Below are 23,372 nucleotides of genomic sequence, written 5' to 3' on the forward strand. Positions count from 1 at the left end.
CCTCCGCGCGAAGTCCACGCCGAGTTCGAGAAGTTGCGAATCGCCGCGTGAAATAGACGGTCAGAAGCCTGTCCGGAAACTTCGTGGCTCCTCAGACCTCAGCAAGCCCCTCTGCCGAGCGGGCCGCAAGAACCAGCAGCGCCCCCTCCCGGGCGAACGCCAGCGCAACGGCTCTACCGATTCCTCGAGATGCACCGGTGATCAGTACAACCCTGTTCATGAAGGAGACACTCATCACAATCCCTCTCGTTGTATATACAACATTGGCCCATAAGGCGGGGCGGGCCACAGACCCGCCCCTAGGCGTTATGCGCCTGGCGGATAGCCCATGCCGCCCGCAATCTCCCGGACCGCCGTCACACCCGCCCCCAGAAGCTGAGCAGCCTGCTCCTGGGCCTGCCGCCACTCCGGCATCACGGATTCGATCTTGGCCCGGCCGGCGCCGGTCAGCACCACTTCGCGCATGCCCTTCGCGTCGGACACTGCGGCCTCGATCCAGCCCTGCTTCAGCAGCAGATGCAGATTCCGGCTGACCGTGGACCTCTCCAGCTGGAGCACCTCCCCCAGCCTGGCCGGCGGGCACGGGCCAACCTTGCCCAGCGCAGCCAGCAGGTTGACCTGGGCAATCGTCACCCCATGACGCTCAAGGGCGCCGTCGTAGAGACCGGTGACCGTCCGGCCTATCAGCCGGATACGCACCGCCAGGCAGTCCTGCACGATTTCATCGGCCGAGGTACTCACCCTCCAATGTTGTATCTACACCAACTTCATGTCAAGCGCTCCACCCGCCCTCTCCCCTGCCGACCCGACGCAAGACGTCAGCGGAGCCCACCGCACGTCGTCCGGAGCCCTCGCCGCGGCCCGCTCTGAACCGTCGGCGAAAGCGCACACCTGCCGGAACTCCTCATGACGGCCCCGGCATGAGGAGCGCCTGCCGACGTCAATGCCCCACCAGCCACCGGCCGCCTCCCCCGGAGCCTGTTCCAGAGCGACGAACCCTTCGCGGGGACTCCAGAGCACATGCCGAGGCCATGGGGCAAGCAGCGCAGGCCGTCCAGCGGCTCCTGGCCCCGGCACGCGGACGTCAAGCCACGGAGATCGTGCCACTGCCCGGCTCGACCGGGCGACCCGCGTGAGAGCCTCTGTCATATCCCGGTCCGGCAGGTGACATGCTCTCCGTGGCCCACGCTCGGTCGACAGCGGTTCAGCACGCCAGGTCCGCCTTGGACATGCGGCAGTGCACACCCTTGACGATGTCCACCACCTGGGAGACATGGAAGTCCGCTGCCGCGCTGAGGTAGGCCAGGCCGACGGGGCCGGGGATGCCGAACCGTTCCGTGAGCAGGGTGAGCGCGTCGCGTACGGCGTTGCGCAGGGCTTCGTCGAGGTCGTGGTCCAGGCCCAGGACGATGTGCTCGGTCGGTGTGTCCGCGAAGGGGGCGCGCAGGCGGGCGGCCAGAGAACGGGTGGCGGGGTCCCGGTGGACGGTGAGGCGGAGGGTGGCGCGCAGGGGGGCCTCGAAGGCGGTGAGGGCCACTTCGCCGTCGCCCTGGGAGAAGTGCGGGTCGCCGACGTAGAAGAGCGCGTCGGGGACCTGGACGGGGAGGAAGAGCCGGGCGCCGGTACCCAGGTGACGGACGTCGATGTTCCCGCCGTGCGGGCCCGGCGGGACGGAGTGGACGGCGGATTCGGTGGCTGGGGCGACGCCCATGATGCCGAGAAAAGGCCTCAGCGAGAACGCGAGTCGGCGGCCGTCGCCCACCGGGAGACGGCCCCGGCCGTCGTCCGCAACCGTCGCGACCAGGCTGACCGGCTCCCCCGAGGGCGTCTGCGGGTATTCGCCGGGCAGGGCGCCTCTCCCGTGCCGGTTGCTGATCACGCCGTAGGGTGCACGACGGTACAGCGTGAGGATCTCGACCTCCAGGACGTCACCGGGCCGCGCACCGTGTACGGCCACGGGGCCGGTGACGACGTGCGGGCCCTGCGTCTCCGGCAGGTGTTCGCGTGCGGAGGCGGCCAGTTCCACGGCGTCGTGCAGCAGGCCGGTCGTGGGAATGCCGGCCGCGCCGAAGAAGGTGGCCGGGTCACGGCCCTGGTCTTCGAGGATGCCCTCATGGCTGATGGTGTCGAAGGTGACGGTCTCGCCCGAGCGGACGGTCAGCGCCGGTTCGGCCGTGGCGTTGGGCAGCAGGCCCCAGTGCACCCGGGAGGGGTCCGCGGGGAGGTAGTGGTCGCCGTCGAGGGGGCCGCGTCCGGGTTGGAGCAGCTTCACTTCAGGGCCTCCCCCAGGGTTTCGGAGGTGACGGTGAAGCCGAAGCACTGGCGGACGTTGTAGAGCGTGGCCTCCATGCAGTAGGGGGGCGAGGTCGTGGCCACCGCTTCTTCGATCATGAGGACGTCGTAGCCGAGGTTCGCGGCGTCCATGAGGGTGGCCAGGACGCACTGGTCGGCGTTGACGCCGGCGAACAGCAGGGTGTCGACCCGCAGGTTGCGCAGCACGCTGTCCAGTTCGGTGTCCTGGAAGCCGCTCATCCGGTACTTGGAGACGTGGAGGTCGGTCTCTGCCGCCTCAAGCCCCGGGACGATCGCGGCCGACGGGCTGCCCCGCTCCAGCACACGGCCGCCCGGCAGCGGGGCGCCGATACCGCCGCCGGTGCCCTCCGGGTCGTAGACGTGCAGGACGCCGGGCGGGAGGTTGGCCCGGTCGGGGCGGTTGCCCCAGTTGAGCCAGACGACAGGAACGCCGGCCGCACGCAGGGGCGGCAGCAGGCCGGCGATGACGGGGATCGGGGTGCGGGCGGGGGTCACGTCCACGCCGATGGAGGCGAGCCAGCCGTCGGGGGCGCAGAAGTCGTTCTGCATGTCGACGACGATCAGCGCGGTGGCGGTGAGGTCGGCGGTCACCGGCTGCGGCAACGCCTCGACCGTCACCGGGCGCGGATCGCGGTGCGGGCGGGTCAGCGTGACGGTGCCCCCCTCGCATCTCCAGGCGTTACGGGGGTTGGGCCCGATCAGGCGGTGGGCCTCAGGCATGAGCGGGGCTCCTCGATTCGGCGGTGAAGTCCAGCAGGGCGCGGTCGGTCCCCCGGGCGCCCAGCGCGCACAGGCCCACCGGCAGCGAGCGCACCCGCAGCAGCGGGGCGACGACGGCCGGGAGTCCGGCCAGTGAGGCGAGGCAGGTCAGGCGGAGGGTGGCGGCGCGTACGGCCTCCACCTCCTCGGGCGGCGCGTCGGCGCGGGGCGCGGGACCGCTGGTGGCGGGCAGCAGCAGGGCGGTGCCGGGCGACACTACGGCGTCCAGCACCTTTCGCGCGTCCGACAACACCTGTTCTGCCTGGGCCAGTTGGGCCGCGCTCACCCGGCGCCCGTGGTCGAAGCGCGCCGCCACGTCCGGGGCGAGCGCGCCGGGGTGAGCGGTGATCCAGGCGCCGTGCTGCTGCCAGGCCTCGGCGGCCTGTGCCGTGCGGAAGGCGGCGAACCAGTCGTCCAGGTGCTCGGCGACCCCGGTGGAAACCCGCGCCAGGGGCAGGTGCAGCGCTCGGCAGGCGGCCTCGAAGGAGGCACGGACCTCGGGTTCGGCGAGCTCCACCAGTTCCGCGTCCACGACGAGTCCGGTGACCGGCACAAAGGTCTCGGTGGCGGGCAGCAGCGCTTCGGCCGCCGTCCGCAACAGGCCGGGGTCGCCGGCCAGGAGCCCCGCGGTGTCGAAGGAGGGAGCCAGCGCCAGCAGGCCGCCGGTGGGGGTGGCACCGTGGGTGGGGCGCCAGCCGTAGAGGCCGCAGTAGGAGGCGGGTACGCGGATCGAGCCCGCGGTGTCGGTGGCCAGCCCCAGGTCGGCCCAGCCGTGGGCGACGGCGGCGGCCGGGCCGCTGCTGGAGCCGCCCGTGATCCTGCCGGGTGCGGCGGGGTTGGCGGGGGTGCCGTAGTGGGTGTTGGTCCCGGCGAGGCTGAAGGCCAGCTCGTCGGTCTGGGCGATGCCGGTGAGTTCGGCACCCGCGTCCAGCAGGCGTCGTACCGCGTCCGCGTGTTCCTCTTCCGTGCGGGCTCCCCGCAGCCATACCGGGTTGCCCGCGCCGACCCGCTGTCCCGCCACGGCGAACAGGTCCTTCACGGCGGTGCGGACGTGTGCCAGCGCGCCCCGTCCGGAGGACTGCGCCAGCGGTCCGGCCACCCGCCACACCGCCGGGTCGGGGCGGTCGTCCGGCACCGGCGCGGCTACGGCGCTGACGTGCGCGGCGGCGATCCGCCACCCGGCTTCGGTGTGCTGCCACACCTGGGTCTGCAGCCCGCGCGTCCCGTCCTGCCTGCGGGTCTCGGCGGTGACGACCGCGACCCGCGGGGCCGGGCGGACGACGTGCACCCGCTCGACGACCCGCGTCGGAGCTCCGCCCCTCCCCCGCCGGAAGTCGGCGATGGCGGCGTGACCGACCAGCACGTTGTCGCCCTCGGCGCGCAGGGTGTCCGGCGCGTCGAGGAACCAGTGATCCAGTTCCGCCAGATCATTGGCGGCCAGGGCCCGTTCGTACGCCCAGAAGGCGGCGAGAAGATCATCCATGGTCACGATGTTCCCGCGCGCAGCACGGCCAGGTCCTGCTCGTCCAGCGTGGCGGCGGGTCCGCGTTCGATGAGGTCGGCGAAGCCCTCGTCGGGGGACATGACGGTGAGGGTGTAGAGGCGTTCGGTGGCCGAGGTGTTGACGATGCGGTGCTTGGAGCCGGAGGGCAGGACCAGGACGTCGCCGGGGGCGAGGTCGCGTTCGTGTTCGTCGCTGGCGGCACGGCCGTGACCGGCGAGCACGACGAACGTCTCGACGGACTCGGGGTGCCAGTTGAGGGGCTGGGCGCCGCCCGGTTCCCAGACCTCGAAGACGACGGTGGTCGGCGAGCCGTCCCGGGGGCCGGTGAGGACGGCGAGCTTGACGGAGTCGCCCGCGGTGATGTGGTGGGCGGTGATGTCACGCAGAGGGGTGTGCAGCGGCGGGTTGGCCATGGCGGGTTTCCCTAGCGGGTCGTCGGGCGGTCGGGGCGGAAGCGGGCGCACTCGCGCAGGGCGGCGGCGGCCGCGGCGACGGAGGAGTCGACGAGCTTGCGGCCGAGTTCGGGAGTGGCCCCGGTGGGGTCGCCGATCACTCCGTCGCCGGTGTTGAAGTCGTCGCTGGTCCAGCCGAAGGAGACCGCCTTGCCGAAGCCGATGTGCTCGTACTCGGTGAGGTGTTCGGGGACGCTGCGGCGGGCCTGGCTCATGTCCACCAGATCCGGGCGGAGGTGGAGCATGGCGGAGGTCTCCTTGAGTCCGCCATGCACGCCGATGCCGAGTTCCGAGGCCGGGGAGGTGCCGCCCTGGTCGGCGGGGAGCGAGGCGTGCAGCAGGAAGGTGCGCAGGCCGTGTCGGGTGCGCAGTTCGCGCAGGGCGACGCCGAGCAGAGCGCTGTTGCCGCCGTGCGCGTTGAGGAACGCGAGCCGCCGGACGGGCCCCGCGGCCAGGGAGCGGCCGATGTCGTCGAGGACGGACAGCAGGGTGCGGGCAGTGAGCCACAACGTGCCCGCGGACCAGGCGTGTTCGTCGGACTTGGCGTAGGCGAGCCCGGGCAGCAGCGTGATGTCGCAGCTCTCCCCGGCGAGTTGGGCGGCGCCCTCGGCGACGGCCTCGGCCATGTAGTGGTCGGTGGCGACGGGTAGATGGGGCCCGTGCTGTTCGATCGCGCCGATGGGCAGGACGGCGACGGTGTCCGCGTCGAGCCGTTCGATCTCCGGGCCGCTGAGGTCGATGAACCGGGTGAAGGTCACGCCGTCTCCTGTGAAGTGGCGGGGATCTTGCCGGGGTTGAGCAGGCCGAGTGGGTCGGCGGTGCGGGCCGTCTCGCGGACCAGGTCCAGGCGCCGGTCGACATGCCAGTCGTGCGGGCTGTGCACGCCGACGCCCAGGGCTTCCAGTGCGGCGATGCCGTCGTACACCGTCTGCTCGTCCTGATAGCGGGCCATGAGCATGCCGACCGTGCCGGAGCGCATGCCTTCCAGGTGGAGCAGGGTGTCCGGGAAGACCTGCTTGATCTCGGTGGTGTCGCCGAGCAGGACGTCGCCGCGGATCTCCAGGTGGAACCAGCCGTCCTCGGCCTTCATCAGGTGGTAGGTGGGGTGGTTGAAGGAGAGCGAACTGATCAGTGCGGGGCCGTCGGGTGCGGGGCGGACCTCGAGGACGGTGCCGCCGTACGACCGGACGAGCGCCCGCGCCTGGTCGACCGCCTCCTCCTCGACGATCGCGCGCAGGTTCAGAGCCGTGGGGTCGAGCGCGGGGTCGGACCCGTAGACGCGGACGAGGCCGGACTCGTCCAGCGAGGCCAGGCGCGGCGCCGGTTCCAGGCTTACGAGGGCCGACAGGGCGGCGGTGGCGGAGGCCCAGTCGGCGAAGGCGGCGAACAGGCCGGTCCAGGTCCGGGCCTGCTGGAGGCGTACGGTGGCGGTGGCGATGACGCCGGTGGTGCCGTAGGCGTGGATGTACGGCAGGGCGTCCGCGTCCCGGGCGGTGAAGGGTGTGGCATCGGCCGTGCAGGGCACGACCGTCAGCTCCCGTACGAAGCCGTCGCTGTTGGTCTTGTGCACGAGGGAGCCGGTGCCGCCGCTGCCGCCGGAGAGGAAGCCGCCCAGTGTGGTGCCGAAGGTGGACGGGAACATCCACAGCTCCTGGCCCAGGGTGCGGGCGTGTGCCTCCAGGTCGGACATCTTCGCCCCGGCCTCGGCGCGGATCCAGCCGTCGCCGGCGTCGAGGATGCGGCCGCAGCCGGTGAGGTCGAGCACCGCGCCGTCGTAGAGCGGGATCGCCTGGCCGTAGTTGCCGGTGCCTTTGCCGCGTGGGGTGACGGGGATGCGGCGGCGGTGGGCCAGGGCGAGGAGGCCGGGGATCTGCTCGTGCGCGGTGGGGCGCAGGACGACGTCGGCGTGGCCCGCGGGGAGTTTCGCCGCGAGGATGGGCGACATGTGGGCCCAGTCGCAGGATGCCTTCTCTCGTGCGGCCTCGTCGCGGATCACCCCGTCGGCACCGAGGAGTTCGGCGGCCTCGGCGCAGAACTCCTCGATTCCGGTCCTGGACCGGCGTTCCGTCCTGTTCCGGGCTGGTCCGCTGTCCGCGTCGGCGACGAGTTCGGTGAGTGCGCTCAGGTTCGCGGTCGTCATCACTTCAGTCCGATCGAGGGGTCGATGAACTCGTCGGTCGCCAGGTCCTGGGCCGTCAGGCCCGGCTTGACCTTGGCGCCGCTCTGCTCGACGAGGGGGGTGAAGGTCTTCAGGGCGGAGGCGACGCGCTTCATGTCGAAGCTGCCGAGGCTGCCGTCGGTGTCGTTGCCGAGGATGCCGAGCTTGACCATCTGCCGGGCGGCGAAGGTGCCGGTGCCCTCGGAGTAGACCCAGCCGGTGTTGTACTGCTGGACCAGGTCGCTGATGAGCTTGACGGTCGCCGAGGGCTTGGCCGCGAAGTCGGCGGCCGACTGCTGCAGGACGGGGACGAGCTTCTTCAGGCAGGGGCTGAGCGACGTCAGCTCGCCGCTGCGCACGGACAGGGACTCCGGGTAGACGTTGAAGCCGACGTCGGAGAGCAGCTGGTACCTGATCGGCTTCTTCCAGGCCGCCACCTCGTGCTGGTAGATGTACGGCTCGGCGGTGGCGAAGCCCTGCTGCGCGATGCCGGGGTCGGCGACGAAGCGGGCGGGCGCGCCGTCGTAGCTCCCGTCCAGCTGGCTCTTCTTGATCAGGCCCTTGGAGACCAGCAGCGAGGCGTAGGTGCTGCCGTCCACGTAGACGACCTTCTCGTTCGACCTGCCGATGTCGGCGATCGTCTTCCAGTCGGGGTGGGTCGCGGGGTCCCACATCAGGACCTGCGGGCTCTTCTTCATCAGCGCCGCGACGGCCGTGACCGGCTGCTTGACGGACGCCGAGATGGCCACGTCGGTGGTGACCGTGCCGAGGGTGATGCTCTTGTCGACGTACATCTGCGAGGGGACGCTCTGGTAGCCGATGGCGGAGCCGCCGGCCCGGATCTGGATGTCGACGCCGGTGTCCTTGCCGCCGATGACCAGCGGTCCGGTGACCCGCTTCTTGTCGCTGTCGACGGTGTAGCCGGGGCCGACGAGGTTGTAGAGCGGGCCGTGTTCGGCCTCGGGCTCCCAGTCGACCTGGACGACGACCGTCTTGGGGCAGACACCGGCCAGGCGCTGCGCGGCGGGGGCGGCCTGGAGCTTGGTGGCGGTGCCGGTGGCGGCCGTGGAACCGCCGCCGCAGGCGGTCACGGATATCAGGGCGATTGCGGAGGAAACGCCCGCGACACAGACGCGTCTGATGGAGGTGGACATGGCTGAACTCCCTGAGGGACGGGGCGGGGAAGGAGGCTGCGGGGTTACGGCCGGTCGGCCGAGGCGTGCCAGGAGCCGACGGCGAGCCGGGCGACGAGGGTGAAGAGGGCGAAGACCGCGACGCCGAAGAGCGAGGCGAGGATGATCGCGGCGAACAGGTCCTCGGACTGGAGCCGGGAGCGGTAGACGTCGAGCAGGGTGCCGATGCCGGGCTCGCCCTGCTTGAAGAACATGTCCCCGACGATCGCGCCGATCACGGACAGGCCGGAGGAGGTCCGCAGACCGGTGAAGATCGAGGGAAGGGCTGCGGGCAGTTCGAGCTTGCGCAGGCGGGCCCAGCGGCTCGCGCGCTGGAGGGTGAACAGGTCGTGGTGGGTGCGGTCGACCGACTGGATGCCGAACAGGGTGTTGGCGATCATCGGGAAGAGGGCGATCAGGACGCAGACGACCACCCGGCTGGTGAAGCCGAAGCCGAACCAGAGGCCGATCAGCGGCACGATGGCGAGGATCGGCACCGTCTGCAGGATCACCGCGTACGGGTACAGCGAGCGTTCCAGCCAGCGCGCCCTGCTCATCAGCACCGCCACCGTCACGCCCAGCGCGGAGGCGATGAGCAGCCCGACGAGCGCGACCTGGGCGGTGAGCCACAGCGCCCGGAGCATCGGCTGGAGGTGGGTCCAGTCGAGGAACGACACGGTGAGGACCTGATCGGGCGGCGGGACGAGGAACCGCCGGGCGGGGCTGAGCAGTAGATAGGTCGCGGCGTACCAGGCGCCGACGGCCGCGCCGAGGGACCCGAGCGGAGCGAGCACGGCGGCGGGCCGGATCCGGCGCCGGCGGGCCGGCGTCGTGGGTTCGGCCTTCGTCAAGTCGGTCGCGGGTACGGCCGTTTCGGCGCGGGCGGTGATGTCGGCGCTCACTGGAGACCTCCTCGCAGCGCCGCCGAGACCTCGCCGGCGATCCGGCCGAACTCGGGGTCGTAGCGCAGCTGGGCCGGACGGGGATGAGGGAAGGGGACGTCGAAGGAGGCGGTGATCCGGCCGGGCCGCGCCGACATCACGACGACCCGGCTCGCCAGGAAGACGGCCTCGGTCACCGAGTGGGTGATGAACAGAGCGGCGAAGCCGGTCTCGGCGTAGATGCGCTGGAGTTCCTCCTGCATGCGCAGGCGGGTCATCTCGTCGAGGGCGCCGAAGGGTTCGTCGAGGAGGAACAGCGAGGGCCGGGCCATGAGGGCGCGGGCCAGGGACACCCGCATCCGCATGCCGCCGGACAGCTGCCTGGGCAACTGCTTCTCGAAGCCCTCCAGGCCGACCAGCCGCAGCGCTTCCAGGGCGCGCTCACGGCGTTCGGCCTTCGCCGCCCCGGCCAGCTCGGCGGGGAGTTCGACGTTGCCGAGGACGGAGCGCCAGGGCAGCAGGGTCGGGTCCTGGAAGACGTAGCCGACCGAGTCGGCGGGGGCGTGGACCGTGCCGCCGGTGGCGGCGTCCAGGCCGGAGGCGAGGCGGAGCAGGGTGGACTTGCCGCAGCCCGAGGGGCCGACGACGGCGACGAACTCGCCGGGTGCGATGGAGAGTTCGAGTCCGGTGAGGGCGGTGGTCCCGTTGGCGAAGTGCTTGTCGACACTCTCGAATCGCAGCGTCGCGTCGAGCGTCTCCTCGGCGGTGGTCGGCACATCAGCTCCCTTCAGTGCCACAGTCAGGAATGTTGATAGCATGAACATCGATTGTTTCCGGCCAGTGTCCTGGCCGTATCCGTTCGCTGTAGTGGTCCCGTTCGGCTGGAGGGGCCCGGGTCAGAAGAGCTCGCGGACCACCGACGTACGGCTGACGAGCCGCCCGCCGGCGAAGACCAGCCGCTCGGGGCAGGACACGCCCAGGACCTCCGAGACGGACTCGGCGCGCACCGCCAGGAGATCGGCGACAGCGCCCTCGTACGGTCCCGCGGCGGGCAGCCCGAGGACCGCCCGGGCGCCCCCGGTGACCGCGTCCAGCGCCTCGTCCGGGGTGAGGTGACCGGCCGTGACCAGCAGGGACGCGGTCTCCAGCGGATCCGCCCGGCCCACCGGGTTGAACGGGTCCCGGATGTTGTCGCCCCCGGCCGCGACGCGCACGCCCGCGTCCAGCAGCGCCCGGAGCGCGGTGAGCCCGCGCGGCGTGCGGGACGGGTGCCCGCGCCCCTGCAGGTAGAGGTTGGTCAGCGGTAGGGCGACCACGCCGATCCCGGCGGCCGCGACCTCCTTGGCGGTACGGGCCGCCTCGTCGGGCTCCACCGCGCCGAGACTGACGCAGTGGCTCGCGGTGACACCGCGGCCGAAGCCCCGTTCGCGGACGGTCCGGGCGAGCAGCCGCAGATCCCCCGCGTCCGTGTCGAGGGTCTCGTCGGCGTGCAGGTCGACGCCGACGTGGTGCTCGGCTGCGACGCGCAACGTGCGGGCCACGGACGCGGCGGGGTCGGCGGACAGGTGCGGACAGTCGCCCAGCAGGTCCGCGCCGAGGTCGAGGGCCTCGTGCAGCAACTTCTCCGGGGCGTCGACGTGCAGGACGGCGATCTGGAGCCGTACGCGTCCCCGAAGCCGCTTCCGCAGCCTGAGCAGGGCACGCAGGCCCCGCAGCGGATCACCGCCGGCGGTCAGGAGGTCCACATGGGTCCTGACCGCGGTCACCCCGTTCGCGCACAGCTCGTCGACGGTCCTCGCGGCCCGCTGGTAGACGTCCTCCTCGGTCACCTGCACGGTGTACGCGCGCCAGGCCTCGACGGCGGCGAGCAGGTCTCCGGCGGGTGCCCCCACCCGGTCCCAGGTCAGAGCCTTGTCCAGGTGGGCGTGCGGTTCGGCTCCGGCGGGCAGCAGCAGGTAGCCGGTCAGGTCGAGCTCGTCCGCACCGGACGCGAGCCGACCGGGCGGGGCCACCCGGGCGACGATCCCGCCGCCCGGATCGAGAAGGACGTCGCGGACGTGCCCCTCGGGCAGTCGTGCGCCGCGCAGCAGCAGAGGTTGCATGTCAGCGGTCCGTTCCGTGGGGCGCGGTGAGCACCGCGAAGCCGTCGAAGTCGTGACGGCGTACGGGCGCGCCGAACATGTCGGTCGAGGCGTACGGGCGGGTCCGGCCGTCCCGTACCTCCGCGAACGCCGTGGCGACCCGGCCCACGAAGTCCGCCGACTCCCGGTGGCGCAGATTGTGGCCGAGCAGCGCGGTGGTGACGGGGAGTTCCGCGAGGCGGCGTGTCGAGTCCGCGAACGCGGCCACGTCGGCGCCGGGCACATGGGCGAAGAAGGTGCCGCTGATGAGGGTGTCACCGGCCAGCAGCAACCCGGTTCCCGGCTCCCAGAGGCAGATGCCGTCCGGTGAGTGCCCGGGGGTGTGCAGGACATGCAGGCTCCGGCCGCCCAGGTCGAGCACGTCTCCCTCACGCAGCAGCCGGGTGGGGCGGACGGCTTCGATCCGCCAGTCGGCCAGGTCGGGGACCGGCCGCACCGCGACGCGGGAGTCGGTCAGGAAGAACCCGTCGGCGTCCAGCGCATGGAACTCCTCGTACCGCTTGCGCAGGTCGTGGGCGATGTGCGCGTACGCCTCCAACCAGTCGCGGGGGGCCGGATCCGTGTGCAGCGCGGCTCCGTCGGCGTGTACGGCGATGCCCTGGGCGTGCGCGGCCAGGGAGGCGTTGCCGCCGCGGTGGTCGAAGTGGTGGTGGGAGTTGACGACCAGCAGGGGCAGCCGGGTGAGCCGTCGGACCTGCTCGCCGATGTCGGCGATGCCCATGCCCGTGTCGTAGAGCAGGGCCATCCGGTCGCCGAGCAGGAGGTAGCTGTTGACGTGGCCCGGCTCGGCGATCACGAAAGCGGCCGGGCCCGTCTCGGCGATCTGGAACCAGCCGGGGCCACTCACGCCGCACCGAGCGCGTGGTAGCGGCGGTCGTGGTGCACGAGCGCGGTCGGTCCGCCGGTTCCCGTCACCACGGCGTCGACGCCCGCGACGATCAGGCGATGGTCACCGGCCGGTACGTCGCGCACGACACTGCACAGCACGGCGTACGAGCTGTGCGCGAGCAGCAGCGGCAGCCCGCCGCGGTCCTCGGCCGACCACTCCAGGTCCGCGAACCGGTCCGCGGTGCGGTCGGCGAAGCGCCGGGAGACGTGCTCGCCGCCGGAGTGCAGGATGTTCAGCGCGAATCTGCGGCCGTCCAGCAGCGCGGGCAGCGAACGGACGCCGCGACCCACCCCGATGGCGAGCAGCTGTGGCTCGCGGCTCAGGCTCATCACGGCGGTGCTGGTGAAGCCGACCGGGTTGCCCTCGGACGTCAGCGCGGTGACGACGCACACGCCCCCGGCGAGAGCGGCCATGGCGTCGAGGAAGGCGGAATCGGGCGGGGAGACGGGGGAACGGTCGGAGGTGGCCGCGGTCATGAGGGCTCCCTTGAACCAGAATGTTCGTACTATCAACATTCAGCGTAGGGTCCGGGTGTTTCGCCGGCGTAAAACCTCTCCACGGCAGCCCTCCGGCACCCCACGGCCCACCCCCGCCGACCATTTAGGATGCCTGCCATGCCCGCGCAATCCGCCAACAGCACGCCGTCCGCCGCCAGGGACACGGACGCGCTGCTGCGCGCCGAACTCGGCAGCGCGATCCGGAAGTTGCGCAAGGAACGGGGGCTGACCCTCGTCCAGCTCGCCGAGCGGGCCGCGCTCTCCCACCCCTTCCTCAGCCAGCTGGAGCGCGGGCTCACCCGGCCGAGCATGCCGTCCCTGCACCGCATCGCCCGCGCCCTGGGCACCACCCAGCAGGCGCTCATGGCAGCAGCGACGGTGCCACGCCCCGACGCCCCCGACGGCTCCGCCCATGTGGTGCGCTCGGGTGAGGGTCTGAACGTGGCCAGGCCCGGCGGCACCGCGCGCATGCTCGGCACTCCCGCCTTCTCCGTCCACCCCGTGGAGTACATCGGGGCGCCGGAACGGTTCGAGGAGGAGTACTACGACCACCCCGGCGACGAGTTCGTCTACGTCGTGACCGGCGACATCGAAGTCGAACTGCGGGGCACCGACGGAGCCCGCTTCCACACGCTCGGCCCGGGAGACAGCATCTGCTACCCCGGAACGACCCCTCACCGCTGGCGCGCGGTCGGTGACGGTTCACTGGTACGGCTCCTCACCGTCCAGAACCCGCCGGACGAGTCCGCCCACCACTCCTGACCCCGGGGACGACGGCCATCTCGTCGAGCGCCGCGGCCACAGCCCCGAACGGTTGCTCGCCCACGCAGCCGGCGTGGGGCGGCACAGCCGGCGCATCCGTCCGGCCAGTTCCCGGTCCCCGGCCACGGGGTCGACGCTGATGAACTGGCCGGCGGTCGGGTCGTACTCGCGGGCCCCGAGGGGGGTGAGGCCTGTCGATGTGTCGGTGGGTCTGCCGAGGAAGCCCTTGTCGTCGGGCCAGGTGACCCTGGTGGTGTCACGGGAGGCGCCGGAGCGGGCGGCGAGTTCTTTGACGAAGGCCCAGCCGGTCAGGGGCTGGGGGGCGGGGATCTGCGCGGTGAGGACGCGTGCGGCCGCAATGGGCGGGCGGGCGGCCAGTTCGACGCGTTCGTCTGCCGGTCAGCTGGCGTCCCAGTCCCGCAAGGACGAGCCGGACGGCTTCCTCGGCCTTCTCGCGGGTGGGGTAGGCGCCGTCGAGCGGACCTGTTCCAGCAAGTGCTCGTACGCCCTGCCGTAGGCCTGCTGAAGCGGCGCGCTCTGGTCGGACGTCAGTGCGGTGGTTGCCTTTCTGTCACCAGGGTCGCGGTGGCCGGTGCACGATCACCAGGGGTGGGCGGTCAGGTGGGCCCGGGGCGGCCGAAGAGGAGGTCGTAGCCCGCGGGGAGCTGGAGCAGGATCTGTTCGAGGAGGTCGTCGCCGGCGGCGTCGGCGACCGTGGACAGGACGGCGCTGACGTCCCAGGAGGCGGTGCGTTCGGTGGCTCCTTCGATCCACGCCGCGGTCGCCCGCACGAACCGCTCCGGGGGCAGCGGCTCGGCGCTCTGCAACGGGTTGAGGAGGATCAGGGCGAAGCCTTCCGGTAGACGCGCCGCCAGCTGGGCGCGTACCTCGCCGACCAGGTGTGCGCCCAGCAGGGCGAGCACCACGCGGGCCGCGCGTTCGGCTTCCTGCAGGGTGCCGTACTCGCCGCGTTCCTTCACATGGTCAAGGAATGCTTCGCGTCGCAGAGTCATGCCAGTCCGCCACCCTTCCTCGGTTCGCCGGGGCGCGGAGGACGGGAGAGGGGGAGATCAGGTACCCGTCCTCCGCCGCTGTTCAGCCCTCGTCTGTCCGGCTCAGCCGGAGATCTCCTTGCGGCCGGATCCGACGTCGATGGCGATCTTGCGGGGCTTGGCGCGCTCGGTGATCGGGATGCGCAGGGTGAGCACGCCCGCGTCGTAGTCGGCCTGGATGTGCTCGGTGTCCAGTGTGTCGGCGAGCACGATCTGGCGGGAGAAGACGCCCAGCGGCCGTTCCGACAGTTCCATCTGCACGTCGTCGGCCTTCGTGGTCGGCCGGCGCTCGGCCTTGACGGTCAGCATGTTGCGTTCGACGTCGATGTCGATCGCGTCGGCGCTGACGCCGGGGATGTCGAAGGCCACCACGTACTGGTCACCCTCGCGGTAGGCGTCCATCGGCATCAGGGACGGCCGCGACCAGGTGCCCGGACCCATCAGCTGCTGCGCCAGCCGGTCCAGCTCACGGAAGGGGTCAGTGCGCATCAACATCGGAAAACACCTCCAGGAAGGTTCGGGCAGTTGCTGCCAATGCGCCTCACTGACACCGTTGTAGCATGTCATCCAATGGATGACAAGGGCGGCGTCATCCACCAGATGACATCGGAGGACGTGCCCATGCCCCAGGCCGACCAGCCGGCATCGTCCAGCGCCGACACACCGAGTCCGGCGTCGTTCCTCGCCGCCGCGGCAGCCCATCGCGCCTAAACGACGCCCTGCGGACCGCCCGGCGCGAGATCCCCGGCACTGCCGAGGAGCGCGACGTCGGCCCGGAGCCGGCCCTGGCCTCCCTCCTCCTGCTCCGACAGGTACGCGAACGGCTCGCCGGATGGGAGACCGGCCTGATCGAGACCGCCCGCCAGGCGGGTGCCAGCTGGGCCGACCTCGCCCACCCCCTGGCGTCGCCAGCCGCCAGGCCGCCGAACGCCGCTACCTGTTAACCATGCTCGCGACGGTCATCGCAGTGATCGTGCCGGCGGTGACAGGCAACGATGCCTTCCTCGCGCCGGTGATCGGGCTGGGGGCCGCGCCGGGGTGAGGTCGCCCATTCCCTTCGCCCTGGAGCCCGGTTCGGGTGGTCGACGGCGTGCGGCCCGGTGACCGGCATTATCGGCTGCCCCATCGACACCCCCCGCCGGTCGTGGTGCGACATCACCGTGCACAGCGGCCTTCATCAAGACCGAGCGTCACCGCTCCACAGAAGCTGGACCAAACCCCAACCGGTGCTTACGATCTCTCGGTTGGCGAGACGACCGCCAAACAGGCCCAGGACCTCGCCACCGCACGGTGAGGGCGGGGATGCGTTCTTCGCCGCTGTGCTCTTGGACGACGCCAGGAGCCGGCCGAGCCGCTCGGCCATGCCGGGGCTGAGAACCGCGGCTCCCGCAGCAGCAGTGTGCAGGCCACGCAGAATGCGGAAGCCGCTCCATCAACTCTGTACTGGTGCCGCTTCAGGTCCAGAACCGATCGGAGACTACAGCTTCCAGCTCCGAAGCCGGTTGGCGACGTCCTGGACGCTGATGCGGGTGTCGCGGACCTTGCGGACCAGTTCGGGCAGCGCGCCGTAAGGGGGATCGATGCCCTCGCCGGCCTGGGCCATGTACTGGGCGGCGATGAACGCGGCGTAGAGGCTGTTGCGGTGTGGGAGCGGCTCCAGGCGGACGATGGTGTGCAGCAGGGCAGCGGCTCGCCAGGCCGTGTCGGGGTCGGCGGTCGCGAGGGTGGGCATCCGGGTCTTGTGCCGAGCGACGGCGGCGACCAGTGCCGAGTAGTCCGCGACGGTGAGGTCGTCGTGGCCGAGGGCGTTCTCCTGGACGTCCAGCAGCCAGGAGACGTCGATGTGGAGGGGCGGCATCAGGCGGCCGCGGCCCCGTTGTCGCGCTCGGCGGGTGGCACTTCGTCGGGGAAGGCTTCGTCGAACTCGCCGCGCAGGCGCTCGGCCCATTCGGTCGCGCCGGCGACGAACTGCTTGCGCTGCATCTCGCGGACGCCGAGGTCGTGCAGGTACTGCTTGAGGCTCTTGCCCTCGGCGGCGGCCGCCGCCCGCACGCCTTCGAGTTCCTCGTCGGTGAAGGACACGTTCAGTGATGGCATAGAGCGAGGGTACCTAGTAGGTGCCAGAGGGTGAAGCGGGAAGCCGGACTATTAGCTCCCCCTCCGCACGCCGTTGCGAGCCACCGGCCGGCGAGCACCACACCGTCACGCGCACGGCTCCCGACCTAAGACAGGTCACGGCAGCCGTGACGATGTACAAGGCAGTTCGTCATGTGACTTGCGGCGGACAAACTGTCGACGGCCACGGAGTTCCCCCTTCACCATCGTCGGGGGCACCAAGGGGTGCCTGCTCCGACCGCCGCCTGATCAAGCGTGCGGCGAGCTAGGGGTGCAGGCGGGCGGTCAGGTGGGCGAGGATCTCGTCCCTTGCCTTCAGCGTGGGGTGGCCGTCCTTGTCGACCAGGTGGGCGGTGGTGACGCTGTGGGGGGTTCCGACGACGTCACGAAAGAACGGGGGCGGGTCGGTATTGGCGGTGCCGCCCGGTAGGACGCGGCCGTCGAAGGCGTCGCCGAGCAGCGCCCGGTAGGCGGCGAAGCGCTGGCCTGTGCACCAGCGGTCGTTGTCGAACCGGTAGGCAAGGACCGTGAGCCCGTCGCGCTCGACGCGATCCTGGACGGCGCGGGCGTCCTCGTCACTGAGCTCGAGCCCCGCGGGGTCGTCCAGGGGCAGCGACGGGTGGTTGACCACCGGGGCGATAACGGACGGCTCAAGCGCCATGGTCAGGGCGAAGTTGCCGGTGAAGCACAGACCGATCGCGCCGACTCCCGGACCGCCGCACTCGCCATGGGCCTGCCGCGCGAGGCCGCGCAGCCACGCGGTGACGGGGCTGGTGCCGCCCCCGGCAAACGCACGGAACTCGGCGCTGACGCACGCGCGACGAACGATCTCCGCCCCGTCCTCGGCCCCGGGGTAGACCCCGTCGAGGCCGAACAGCGAGGGGACGTACACGGTGAACCCCGCGTCCCGCACCCACCGCGCAAGCCGGAGGACGTCCGGGCTGATGCCGGGCATCTCCGGCATCAGTACGACACCGGGTCCGACCCCCGAGACGTACACCGTCTTCACCACCCCGCCAACATCCACCCGCCGGCGAGAGAAGTCCGTGATCGCGTCGTCAAGACGCCCGTTGGCTGCGTTCACGGGGACAAGCCTGGACTGCCGCTCCCTTGCACCAGGACAGGCCGGATCGCCATCTACAGAGGTAATCTCGCCACGGACGAGGAGGCGGACATGAGCGCGCTGCGGGTCGGGGTGCTGGCCTATCCGGGGTGCTTCGCGTCCGAGGTGTTCGGCATCCCCGATCTCCTGACGATGGCCGCGCACATCGCCGGCCCGGACCGCGACGGCTACGAGGTGTCGGTCCTCTCCCCCCGCCGCCGCGTCACCGCATCCGGTGGCGCTGTGCTGGCCGTCTCTCCGCTGCGCGACGTCGACGTCCTGGTCGTGCCCGGCTTCGAACTGGCGCCCGGCCTTGATGTGGACGTGAAACTCGCGTCACTGGCCCCCGAGATCGCGGCGATCCGCTCCCACGCCGCCGCGGGCGAGGCCGTCGTCGCGATCTGCGTCGGGGCGTTCCTGCTGGCCGAGGCGGGCCTGCTCGAGCGGCGGCGGGCGACGACGGCGTGGCTCTTCGCGGACGAACTGGCACGGCGCTGCCCGGACGCCGACGTCCGGGCCGAACAGCTGGTCGTCACCGACACGGGAGTGACGACGACCGCCGCCTTCAGCGCCATGTACGACTTCGCGCTGGAGCTGATCCGCCGCCATAGCGGAGCCGGCGTGGCGCGGAGGACCGCGCGGGTGGCGCTCGTCGACGACGCACGATCGTCCCAGGCCCCCTACGTCGACGCCGGGCTTCTCCCGCAGCCGGGAAACGAGTTCTCCCGCCGGGTCATGCGGTGGCTCGACCAGAACCTCGGCGTCCGATACGACCTCGCCGCACTGTCGGAGACCTTCAGCGTCAGCACCCGGACGCTGCTGCGCCGCTTCGCGCAGGAGACCGGACAGAGCCCGCTGGAGTACCTGCAGACCTCCCGCGTCCGCCGCGCCCGCCACCTCCTGGAGACCACGGACGGCACCGTCGCCGCCATCGCCGCCACGGTCGGCTACCGGGACCCCGGCACCTTCGCAGCCCTCTTCGCCCGGCACACCGGACGACGCCCGCGCGACTACCGCACCGCCTTCCGGCGCCGGACGGGCTGACAGCCGCCGTTCGACCTGGCAGGCCGATCAGATGGATCAACCTCGACCACGATCGGGCGGTCCTGCCCAGGGAACGAAGTGATCGCTCTGGGTCACTCAGGGGTCCACAAGCCCGGGCCCGCTACGGGGTCTCCACGGCTGGAGGCCACGCAATGGGCCGCTTTGAGCTGGGCCCTTTTCCGGAAGGCACATCCACGTCGGCCACATCGTGCTGACCGATGAGGCCCTCTGCATCTGGACGAAGAGACCTTCGGCCTCGGCATCGTCGCTACTCCCCCACGGCTGCCTGCCGGGCTCCGCGAAGACGCAGTTGACGATGATGTCGAACCCGGCCAGATACTCCGCCAGCGGCAGGGCACCGGCCGCGGTGAATGCGTACAGGCGCGACGTGTCGTCAGCGACGCCGAACCGTTCGCCGTAGCCCTGTTCCTGGAAAATCCTCCCGCGTACGTCCGGCGCGATCCGGTTGAGGTGAGCAGGGTGCAACGGCAGGCGGAACTCGTTCTCCTTGCGGGAGGAGGCGAGGACTCCGAGACTCATCAGGCTCATACGCTTCCTCATCATTTCGTTTCGCTGCGCTCTCGGCGTGCGTGGTCTGGCTGCTGGATGTCCGGGTCAGAAGCCGTCGGCCCGGTGCCTGCGGATGCGCTCATCCAACGGGAGTGGCGTGTCGCCCAGACCATCGACCGACCCGGTCGCCATGCGTGCGCACGTCCCGTGGCAGGCGGGGAGCAGCCCGTCGTCGCGGTGGGAAACCACCACCCCCTCCGCATCGGGTGCGTTGCGGCAGTCGGGGCCGCAGATAAGGCAGGCCGGTCCAGAGAGCATCTCCGCGGTCGGTTCGGGGACGGTCCCGACGGCGGCCGGAGATCGAGTGCTGTGCATCCATGTGTCCCGCATCCTCTAGATCGGTTCGAAGTCGTGCTGATCGTCGTGCTGATCGGTCCAGCCGCGCAGCGGCCCGGGAGCGTGCGCGAGATGTCCTGGTGCCCCGGGCAGCCCGGAAGCCGGGAAATGCGCTACCGCGCTGCGCGGGACCGGATACGGAAGACGGCGTGACGGTGCGGGCCAAGAGGGATGCGGCTCATTTCCGGCCGGATCCGATATACGCCGACCTGTGCCGTTGTCCGAGGGCGACGCCGAATCTGATGACTGCGTGCGAGGTGCCCTCGGTGCCGCAACCGTACTCCCCTCCGGAGTCGGCACCTGCCGGGTGCCGGACCCCGGAGCCGTCCCGCCGGGGTGTCACCGAACTCTTCCCGCTCGTGCGGGAACCTTCCCTGCGCTCCGGACGTTGGGGTCAGTGGTTGTAGTTGAAGTTTGCGAACGTGGTAACGCCCGCGGAGTTCTGCCAGCGGGCGTTTCGTCGTTTCGGGGTTTTCTTCGACGGCCGGCGACCAACAGCCCGGGATCGCGTGATCGCGCGCATTTCGACCCAGCCGCCATCTCGAAGGAGACATCACGTGGCTCAAGGCACAGTGAAGTGGTTCAACGCGGAGAAGGGTTTCGGATTCATCGCCCCTGATGAGGCTGGTGCCGAAATCTTCGTCCACCACTCGGCGATCGACACCGACGGCTTCCGCTCCCTGAAGGAGAACCAGCGGGTGGAGTTCACCGCCAGCCAGGGCCCCAAGGGCATGCAGGCCGACCAGGTCCACGTGCTCTGAGGGGCCCCTTCCCGAGGCAGGCCCGCACCGTGGGCCTGCCTCGGGCGGCTTCCGCAGGACTCCCGACGCGTGCGGCCTCCTGCACCCCGCCCCTCGCTCCTTGGGCAGCGCCGTACCTCCCGAAGGGAACACTGTGACAACTGACGTCAGCCACCGGAGCCCCGATCCCGCCGGCCACACCGAGATGACCAAGCCCCCGCCCCGAGACCGGGGCAGCGACTACGCCGCGCTGTGCCGCGAGGTGAGGCAGAGCGGGCTGCTGACGCGCCGCCCGGGCTACTACTGCGTGAAGATCGGCGCGAACCTGCTTCTGCTGGCCGGCGGCTGGACCGTGTTCGCGCTGATCGGACAGTCGTGGTGGCAGCTGCTGACCGCCGCCTTCCTGGCGGTGATGTTCACCCAGACCGGGTTCATCGGGCACGATGCCGGACACCATCAGATCGCCGCCTCCAAGCGCGTCAACAACCTGCTCGGCCGCGTACACGCCGACCTGCTGATCGGCCTCAGCTACGGCTGGTGGATCACCAAGCACAACCGGCACCACTCCCACCCCAACCACGTCGACCGCGACCCCGACATCGCCGACGGCGCGATCGCCTTCACCGAGGATCACGCGCGCGTCCGCAGCGGGGCGTACGCCTGGCTCGCCCGTCAGCAGGCCTGGCTGTTCTTCCCGATGCTGCTTCTGGAAGGACTCGCCCTGCACGTCGCCGGCGTACGAGCGCTGCTCGACCGCACCGCCGCCACAACCTCCCGGACAACCAAGCTGGCCGACGCGGGACTGCTGGCAGCGCATCTCGGCGGCTACCTCGCCGCTCTGTTCCTGGTCCTGTCCCCCGTCCAGGCCGTGTGCTTCCTACTCGTGCACCAAGGGCTGTTCGGGCTGTACATGGGATGCTCGTTCGCCCCCAACCACAAGGGCATGGCCCTGTTCGCCAAGGACGACAAGATCGACTTCCTGCGTCGGCAGGTCCTGACCTCACGCAACATCCGCGGCCACCGGTTCACCGACCTCGTGCTCGGCGGGCTGAACTACCAGATCGAACACCACCTGTTCCCCTCCATGCCGCGACCCAGCCTGCGGCATGCCCAGGAACTCGTGCGCAGGTATTGCGCCCAGCACGGCATCGCCTACCACGAGACCGGGCTCTTCAACTCCTACGCCCAGGTACTGCGGTACCTCCACAGGGTCGGCGGCCCGCTGCGCCCCGAGCTGGAGTACTGATCACTTCGCCGTCCGCGCCCTTCTGCCACTGCGCGGCCGGCGCCCCGTCGACTTCTCCGCCGCCGCCTTCTTGGCCGACTGCTTCTTCGCCGCCTTCTTCGCGGGCCTCTTCTTCTGGGGCAGCTGGTGCACCTCGGCGTCGTCTCCCCGCGTGAGGCCCCAGCCTTCTGCACGGACCCCTGCAAGGCGGCCATCAGATCCAACACCTTCGGAGGCTGCTTCGGCTCGGGCGCCTCCGGGAGCGGCTTCTCCTCGCGCTTCGCCTCGATGACCTGCTCCAGCGCTTCGGTGTAGGTGTCCAGGAACTCCTCGCCCTCCAGGTCGTCACGGGCCATCGTCTCCATGAGCACCAGCGCGCCCTCGATCTCCTCGCCGGACAGCTCGACCGGCGGCGGGAGCAGCTCGGCGGGGTCACGGATCTCGACCGGCCACAGCATCGCGTGGAGCACCAACACATCCAGCCTCTGGTCTTCGCGCCGCACGACTTCCGCCGCCTGGTCATCACCGATGCCATCCGCTCCGGCCGCCCGCCTCACATCGCGCAGGTCATCGCCGGCCACGCCAACATCAACACCCCCATCGGCTACAACGCGATCTACCCAGAAGAGACCATCGAAGCCCACCGCGCCTTCATCACCCGCCGCCGCGCCCTGCGGCCGGAGAGGAATACCGCACCCCCACCGACGCCGAGTGGGAGGACTTCCTCGGCCACTTCGAACGCCGCAAGCTCTCCGTCGGCACCTGCGCCCGTGCGGCACCGCCTGCATCCACGAACACGCTTGCGTTCGTTGCTCGCTTCTCCGGCCGGACCCGGCCCAGCGCGGCCGGTTGGAGGAGATCCGCGACAACCTCGTCGCCCGCATCGCCGAGGCCGAGCGCGAGGGCTGGCCCGGGGAGGTCGAAGGGCTCCGGGTCAGTCTGGCTGGAGCCGAAGACAAGCTTGCTCAGATGGACCGACGAGCTCCCGGCGGTACGGCGATCGACCTCGGCATGCCGCGCATGGCCGCAGCTCAGCCCACCCAGGCGAAGGAAACGGCTTCGCTGGCACAATCGCTGGATGACCAGCAATGACATCCGGTTCGACGGCCGGCATCGTGGCGACGGCGGCCCGCTCGTGATCGTCCCCCTCATCGACGGAGCACCACTCACCGAGCTGATCGACGGGTTCGAGATCGCCGCCGGGATGCAGCCCGCAGGCGACGCCTACGGCGGTCTGATCCCGGAGTTCTTCCGGTTCGGCCCGATGCAGGATCACTTCCTCGGACGGTCCACCAACGCGATGGAGCCGAAGACACCCGTGCTCGGTTGTGAATGCGGCGAGTGGGGATGCTGGCCCCTCATGGCCCGCATCACCCCGACGGCCGACTTCGTGACCTGGGACGCCTTTGAGCAACCGCACCGCAAGGCCCGCGACTATGTGGCATTCGGTCCGTTCCGGTTCCACCGTCACCAATACGATGACGCTTTGCAAGCCCTGAGCGCGGTGATCGACCCCGACGTCGACGACACGCGCGCATGAGCGCCACAGCGCGCGGCCTGCTGGGCTAAGTGGTCGACGCTCGAAGTCCTTCGGGGGTTGATCACATGGCCTGTGGGATCGAGGATTCTTCATGTCGGACGGCGGTGTTTCGGTCGAGCC

The 23,372-nt window shown here is 70.8% G+C and carries 27 protein-coding genes and 2 pseudogenes; 7 read left to right on the plus strand and 22 right to left on the minus strand.

From position 1 onward, the window contains the following. Positions 1 to 91 precede the first annotated feature (91 nt). The 14 genes from ACFY0P_RS51270 to ACFY0P_RS51335 all read right to left on the minus strand — a co-directional run bounded on the left by ACFY0P_RS51270 (position 92) and on the right by ACFY0P_RS51335 (position 12,745). A complete protein-coding gene (locus ACFY0P_RS51270; RefSeq protein WP_388929379.1) occupies positions 92 to 235 on the minus strand; it encodes an SDR family NAD(P)-dependent oxidoreductase in 144 nt (47 codons plus the stop codon). 71 nt (positions 236 to 306) lie between these two features. Beyond that, a complete protein-coding gene (locus ACFY0P_RS51275) occupies positions 307 to 741 on the minus strand; it encodes a MarR family winged helix-turn-helix transcriptional regulator (RefSeq protein WP_388929380.1) in 435 nt (144 codons plus the stop codon). Positions 742 to 1,204: 463 nt separating this feature from the next. After that, positions 1,205 to 2,272: an acetamidase/formamidase family protein gene (locus ACFY0P_RS51280; RefSeq protein ID WP_388929381.1), complete on the minus strand. Its 1,068-nt coding sequence runs from the start codon at positions 2,270 to 2,272 to the stop codon at positions 1,205 to 1,207. Beyond that, positions 2,269 to 3,033: a cysteine hydrolase family protein gene (locus ACFY0P_RS51285; RefSeq protein WP_388929382.1), complete on the minus strand. Its 765-nt coding sequence runs from the start codon at positions 3,031 to 3,033 to the stop codon at positions 2,269 to 2,271. The genes ACFY0P_RS51280 and ACFY0P_RS51285 overlap by 4 nt, the downstream gene beginning before the upstream one ends. Continuing rightward, on the minus strand, positions 3,026 to 4,555 hold the full coding sequence (locus ACFY0P_RS51290; protein ID WP_388929383.1) for an amidase: 1,530 nt from the start codon (positions 4,553 to 4,555) through the stop codon (positions 3,026 to 3,028). Before ACFY0P_RS51290 ends, ACFY0P_RS51285 begins: the two co-directional genes overlap by 8 nt. Before the next feature lie 2 nt (positions 4,556 to 4,557). Next, entirely contained in the window at positions 4,558 to 4,989 is a 432-nt protein-coding gene (locus tag ACFY0P_RS51295; protein ID WP_388929384.1) for a cupin domain-containing protein, read from the minus strand. 11 nt (positions 4,990 to 5,000) lie between these two features. Further along, positions 5,001 to 5,786: a creatininase family protein gene (locus ACFY0P_RS51300; RefSeq protein ID WP_388929385.1), complete on the minus strand. Its 786-nt coding sequence runs from the start codon at positions 5,784 to 5,786 to the stop codon at positions 5,001 to 5,003. Next, positions 5,783 to 7,168: an FAD-binding oxidoreductase gene (locus ACFY0P_RS51305; RefSeq protein WP_388929386.1), complete on the minus strand. Its 1,386-nt coding sequence runs from the start codon at positions 7,166 to 7,168 to the stop codon at positions 5,783 to 5,785. The genes ACFY0P_RS51300 and ACFY0P_RS51305 overlap by 4 nt, the downstream gene beginning before the upstream one ends. Further along, positions 7,168 to 8,340 (minus strand): hypothetical protein, encoded by a 1,173-nt coding sequence (locus ACFY0P_RS51310; RefSeq protein ID WP_388929387.1) that lies wholly within the window; start codon positions 8,338 to 8,340, stop codon positions 7,168 to 7,170. Before ACFY0P_RS51310 ends, ACFY0P_RS51305 begins: the two co-directional genes overlap by 1 nt. Before the next feature lie 44 nt (positions 8,341 to 8,384). Continuing rightward, on the minus strand, positions 8,385 to 9,260 hold the full coding sequence (locus tag ACFY0P_RS51315) for an ABC transporter permease (RefSeq protein WP_388929388.1): 876 nt from the start codon (positions 9,258 to 9,260) through the stop codon (positions 8,385 to 8,387). Next, the gene (locus ACFY0P_RS51320; protein ID WP_388929389.1) at positions 9,257 to 10,015 is read right to left on the minus strand and encodes an ABC transporter ATP-binding protein; all 759 of its coding nucleotides are present in this window, start codon (positions 10,013 to 10,015) and stop codon (positions 9,257 to 9,259) included. Before ACFY0P_RS51320 ends, ACFY0P_RS51315 begins: the two co-directional genes overlap by 4 nt. 120 nt (positions 10,016 to 10,135) lie before the next feature. After that, positions 10,136 to 11,341 (minus strand): amidohydrolase family protein, encoded by a 1,206-nt coding sequence (locus tag ACFY0P_RS51325; RefSeq protein ID WP_388929390.1) that lies wholly within the window; start codon positions 11,339 to 11,341, stop codon positions 10,136 to 10,138. A gap of 1 nt (position 11,342) precedes the next feature. Continuing rightward, positions 11,343 to 12,227, minus strand: coding sequence for an MBL fold metallo-hydrolase (locus ACFY0P_RS51330; protein WP_388929391.1), 885 nt, complete (start codon positions 12,225 to 12,227; stop codon positions 11,343 to 11,345). Continuing rightward, the gene (locus tag ACFY0P_RS51335; protein ID WP_388929392.1) at positions 12,224 to 12,745 is read right to left on the minus strand and encodes a flavin reductase family protein; all 522 of its coding nucleotides are present in this window, start codon (positions 12,743 to 12,745) and stop codon (positions 12,224 to 12,226) included. Before ACFY0P_RS51335 ends, ACFY0P_RS51330 begins: the two co-directional genes overlap by 4 nt. Before the next feature lie 138 nt (positions 12,746 to 12,883). Here ACFY0P_RS51335 and ACFY0P_RS51340 point away from each other — a divergent pair, with 138 nt between their 5' ends. Continuing rightward, a complete protein-coding gene (locus ACFY0P_RS51340; RefSeq protein ID WP_388929393.1) occupies positions 12,884 to 13,528 on the plus strand; it encodes a helix-turn-helix domain-containing protein in 645 nt (214 codons plus the stop codon). 246 nt (positions 13,529 to 13,774) lie between these two features. On the opposite strand, the pseudogene ACFY0P_RS51345 reads toward ACFY0P_RS51340, so the two are convergent. From ACFY0P_RS51345 to ACFY0P_RS51355, 3 genes and pseudogenes are all read right to left on the minus strand, one after another. After that, positions 13,775 to 14,080 (minus strand): annotated as a pseudogene (locus tag ACFY0P_RS51345) (DUF2267 domain-containing protein); the annotation flags it as partial. A 65-nt stretch (positions 14,081 to 14,145) separates the two neighbouring features. After that, entirely contained in the window at positions 14,146 to 14,541 is a 396-nt protein-coding gene (locus ACFY0P_RS51350) for a DUF2267 domain-containing protein (protein ID WP_388929394.1), read from the minus strand. A 102-nt stretch (positions 14,542 to 14,643) separates the two neighbouring features. Next, on the minus strand, positions 14,644 to 15,075 hold the full coding sequence (locus tag ACFY0P_RS51355; RefSeq protein WP_388929395.1) for an Hsp20/alpha crystallin family protein: 432 nt from the start codon (positions 15,073 to 15,075) through the stop codon (positions 14,644 to 14,646). A 126-nt stretch (positions 15,076 to 15,201) separates the two neighbouring features. Here ACFY0P_RS51355 and ACFY0P_RS51360 point away from each other — a divergent pair. Further along, positions 15,202 to 15,520: pseudogene (locus ACFY0P_RS51360) on the plus strand (type III effector protein); the annotation flags it as partial. 537 nt (positions 15,521 to 16,057) lie between these two features. Here ACFY0P_RS51360 and ACFY0P_RS51365 read toward each other — a convergent pair. The 3 genes from ACFY0P_RS51365 to ACFY0P_RS51375 all read right to left on the minus strand — a co-directional run bounded on the left by ACFY0P_RS51365 (position 16,058) and on the right by ACFY0P_RS51375 (position 17,779). Then, positions 16,058 to 16,438 carry a toxin Doc gene (locus tag ACFY0P_RS51365; protein WP_388929396.1) on the minus strand — a complete coding sequence of 127 codons (381 nt, stop codon included), beginning with the start codon at positions 16,436 to 16,438 and terminating at the stop codon, positions 16,058 to 16,060. Beyond that, entirely contained in the window at positions 16,438 to 16,677 is a 240-nt protein-coding gene (locus tag ACFY0P_RS51370; protein WP_388929397.1) for a hypothetical protein, read from the minus strand. The genes ACFY0P_RS51365 and ACFY0P_RS51370 overlap by 1 nt, the downstream gene beginning before the upstream one ends. Positions 16,678 to 16,960: 283 nt before the next feature. Next, positions 16,961 to 17,779, minus strand: a complete 819-nt coding sequence (locus ACFY0P_RS51375; RefSeq protein ID WP_388929398.1) for a dienelactone hydrolase family protein — start codon at positions 17,777 to 17,779, stop codon at positions 16,961 to 16,963. 90 nt (positions 17,780 to 17,869) lie between these two features. Here ACFY0P_RS51375 and ACFY0P_RS51380 point away from each other — a divergent pair, with 90 nt between their 5' ends. Further along, a complete protein-coding gene (locus ACFY0P_RS51380) occupies positions 17,870 to 18,841 on the plus strand; it encodes a GlxA family transcriptional regulator (protein WP_388929399.1) in 972 nt (323 codons plus the stop codon). A gap of 96 nt (positions 18,842 to 18,937) precedes the next feature. Here the strand turns inward: ACFY0P_RS51380 and ACFY0P_RS51385 are convergent, their stop codons facing one another. Then, a complete protein-coding gene (locus ACFY0P_RS51385) occupies positions 18,938 to 19,390 on the minus strand; it encodes a hypothetical protein (protein WP_388929400.1) in 453 nt (150 codons plus the stop codon). A 914-nt stretch (positions 19,391 to 20,304) separates the two neighbouring features. Here ACFY0P_RS51385 and ACFY0P_RS51390 point away from each other — a divergent pair. Together ACFY0P_RS51390 and ACFY0P_RS51395 are read left to right on the plus strand one after the other, a co-directional pair. After that, positions 20,305 to 20,508, plus strand: a complete 204-nt coding sequence (locus ACFY0P_RS51390) for a cold-shock protein (RefSeq protein WP_388929401.1) — start codon at positions 20,305 to 20,307, stop codon at positions 20,506 to 20,508. 184 nt (positions 20,509 to 20,692) lie between these two features. Further along, a complete protein-coding gene (locus ACFY0P_RS51395; protein ID WP_388929405.1) occupies positions 20,693 to 21,733 on the plus strand; it encodes a fatty acid desaturase family protein in 1,041 nt (346 codons plus the stop codon). On the opposite strand, the gene ACFY0P_RS51400 is transcribed toward ACFY0P_RS51395, so the two are convergent. Beyond that, the gene (locus ACFY0P_RS51400; RefSeq protein ID WP_388929402.1) at positions 21,667 to 22,293 is read right to left on the minus strand and encodes a hypothetical protein; all 627 of its coding nucleotides are present in this window, start codon (positions 22,291 to 22,293) and stop codon (positions 21,667 to 21,669) included. The genes ACFY0P_RS51395 and ACFY0P_RS51400 overlap by 67 nt on opposite strands. A 268-nt stretch (positions 22,294 to 22,561) precedes the next feature. Between ACFY0P_RS51400 and ACFY0P_RS51405 the strand changes: the two genes are divergently transcribed. Together ACFY0P_RS51405 and ACFY0P_RS51410 are read left to right on the plus strand one after the other, a co-directional pair. Continuing rightward, positions 22,562 to 22,804, plus strand: a complete 243-nt coding sequence (locus ACFY0P_RS51405; protein ID WP_388929403.1) for a hypothetical protein — start codon at positions 22,562 to 22,564, stop codon at positions 22,802 to 22,804. Beyond that, positions 22,791 to 23,252, plus strand: a complete 462-nt coding sequence (locus ACFY0P_RS51410; protein ID WP_388929404.1) for a hypothetical protein — start codon at positions 22,791 to 22,793, stop codon at positions 23,250 to 23,252. Before ACFY0P_RS51405 ends, ACFY0P_RS51410 begins: the two co-directional genes overlap by 14 nt. Positions 23,253 to 23,372: the final 120 nt, after the last annotated feature.

The organism is Streptomyces sp. NPDC001714, from assembly GCF_042892755.1.
Taxonomy (GTDB): domain Bacteria; phylum Actinomycetota; class Actinomycetes; order Streptomycetales; family Streptomycetaceae; genus Streptomyces.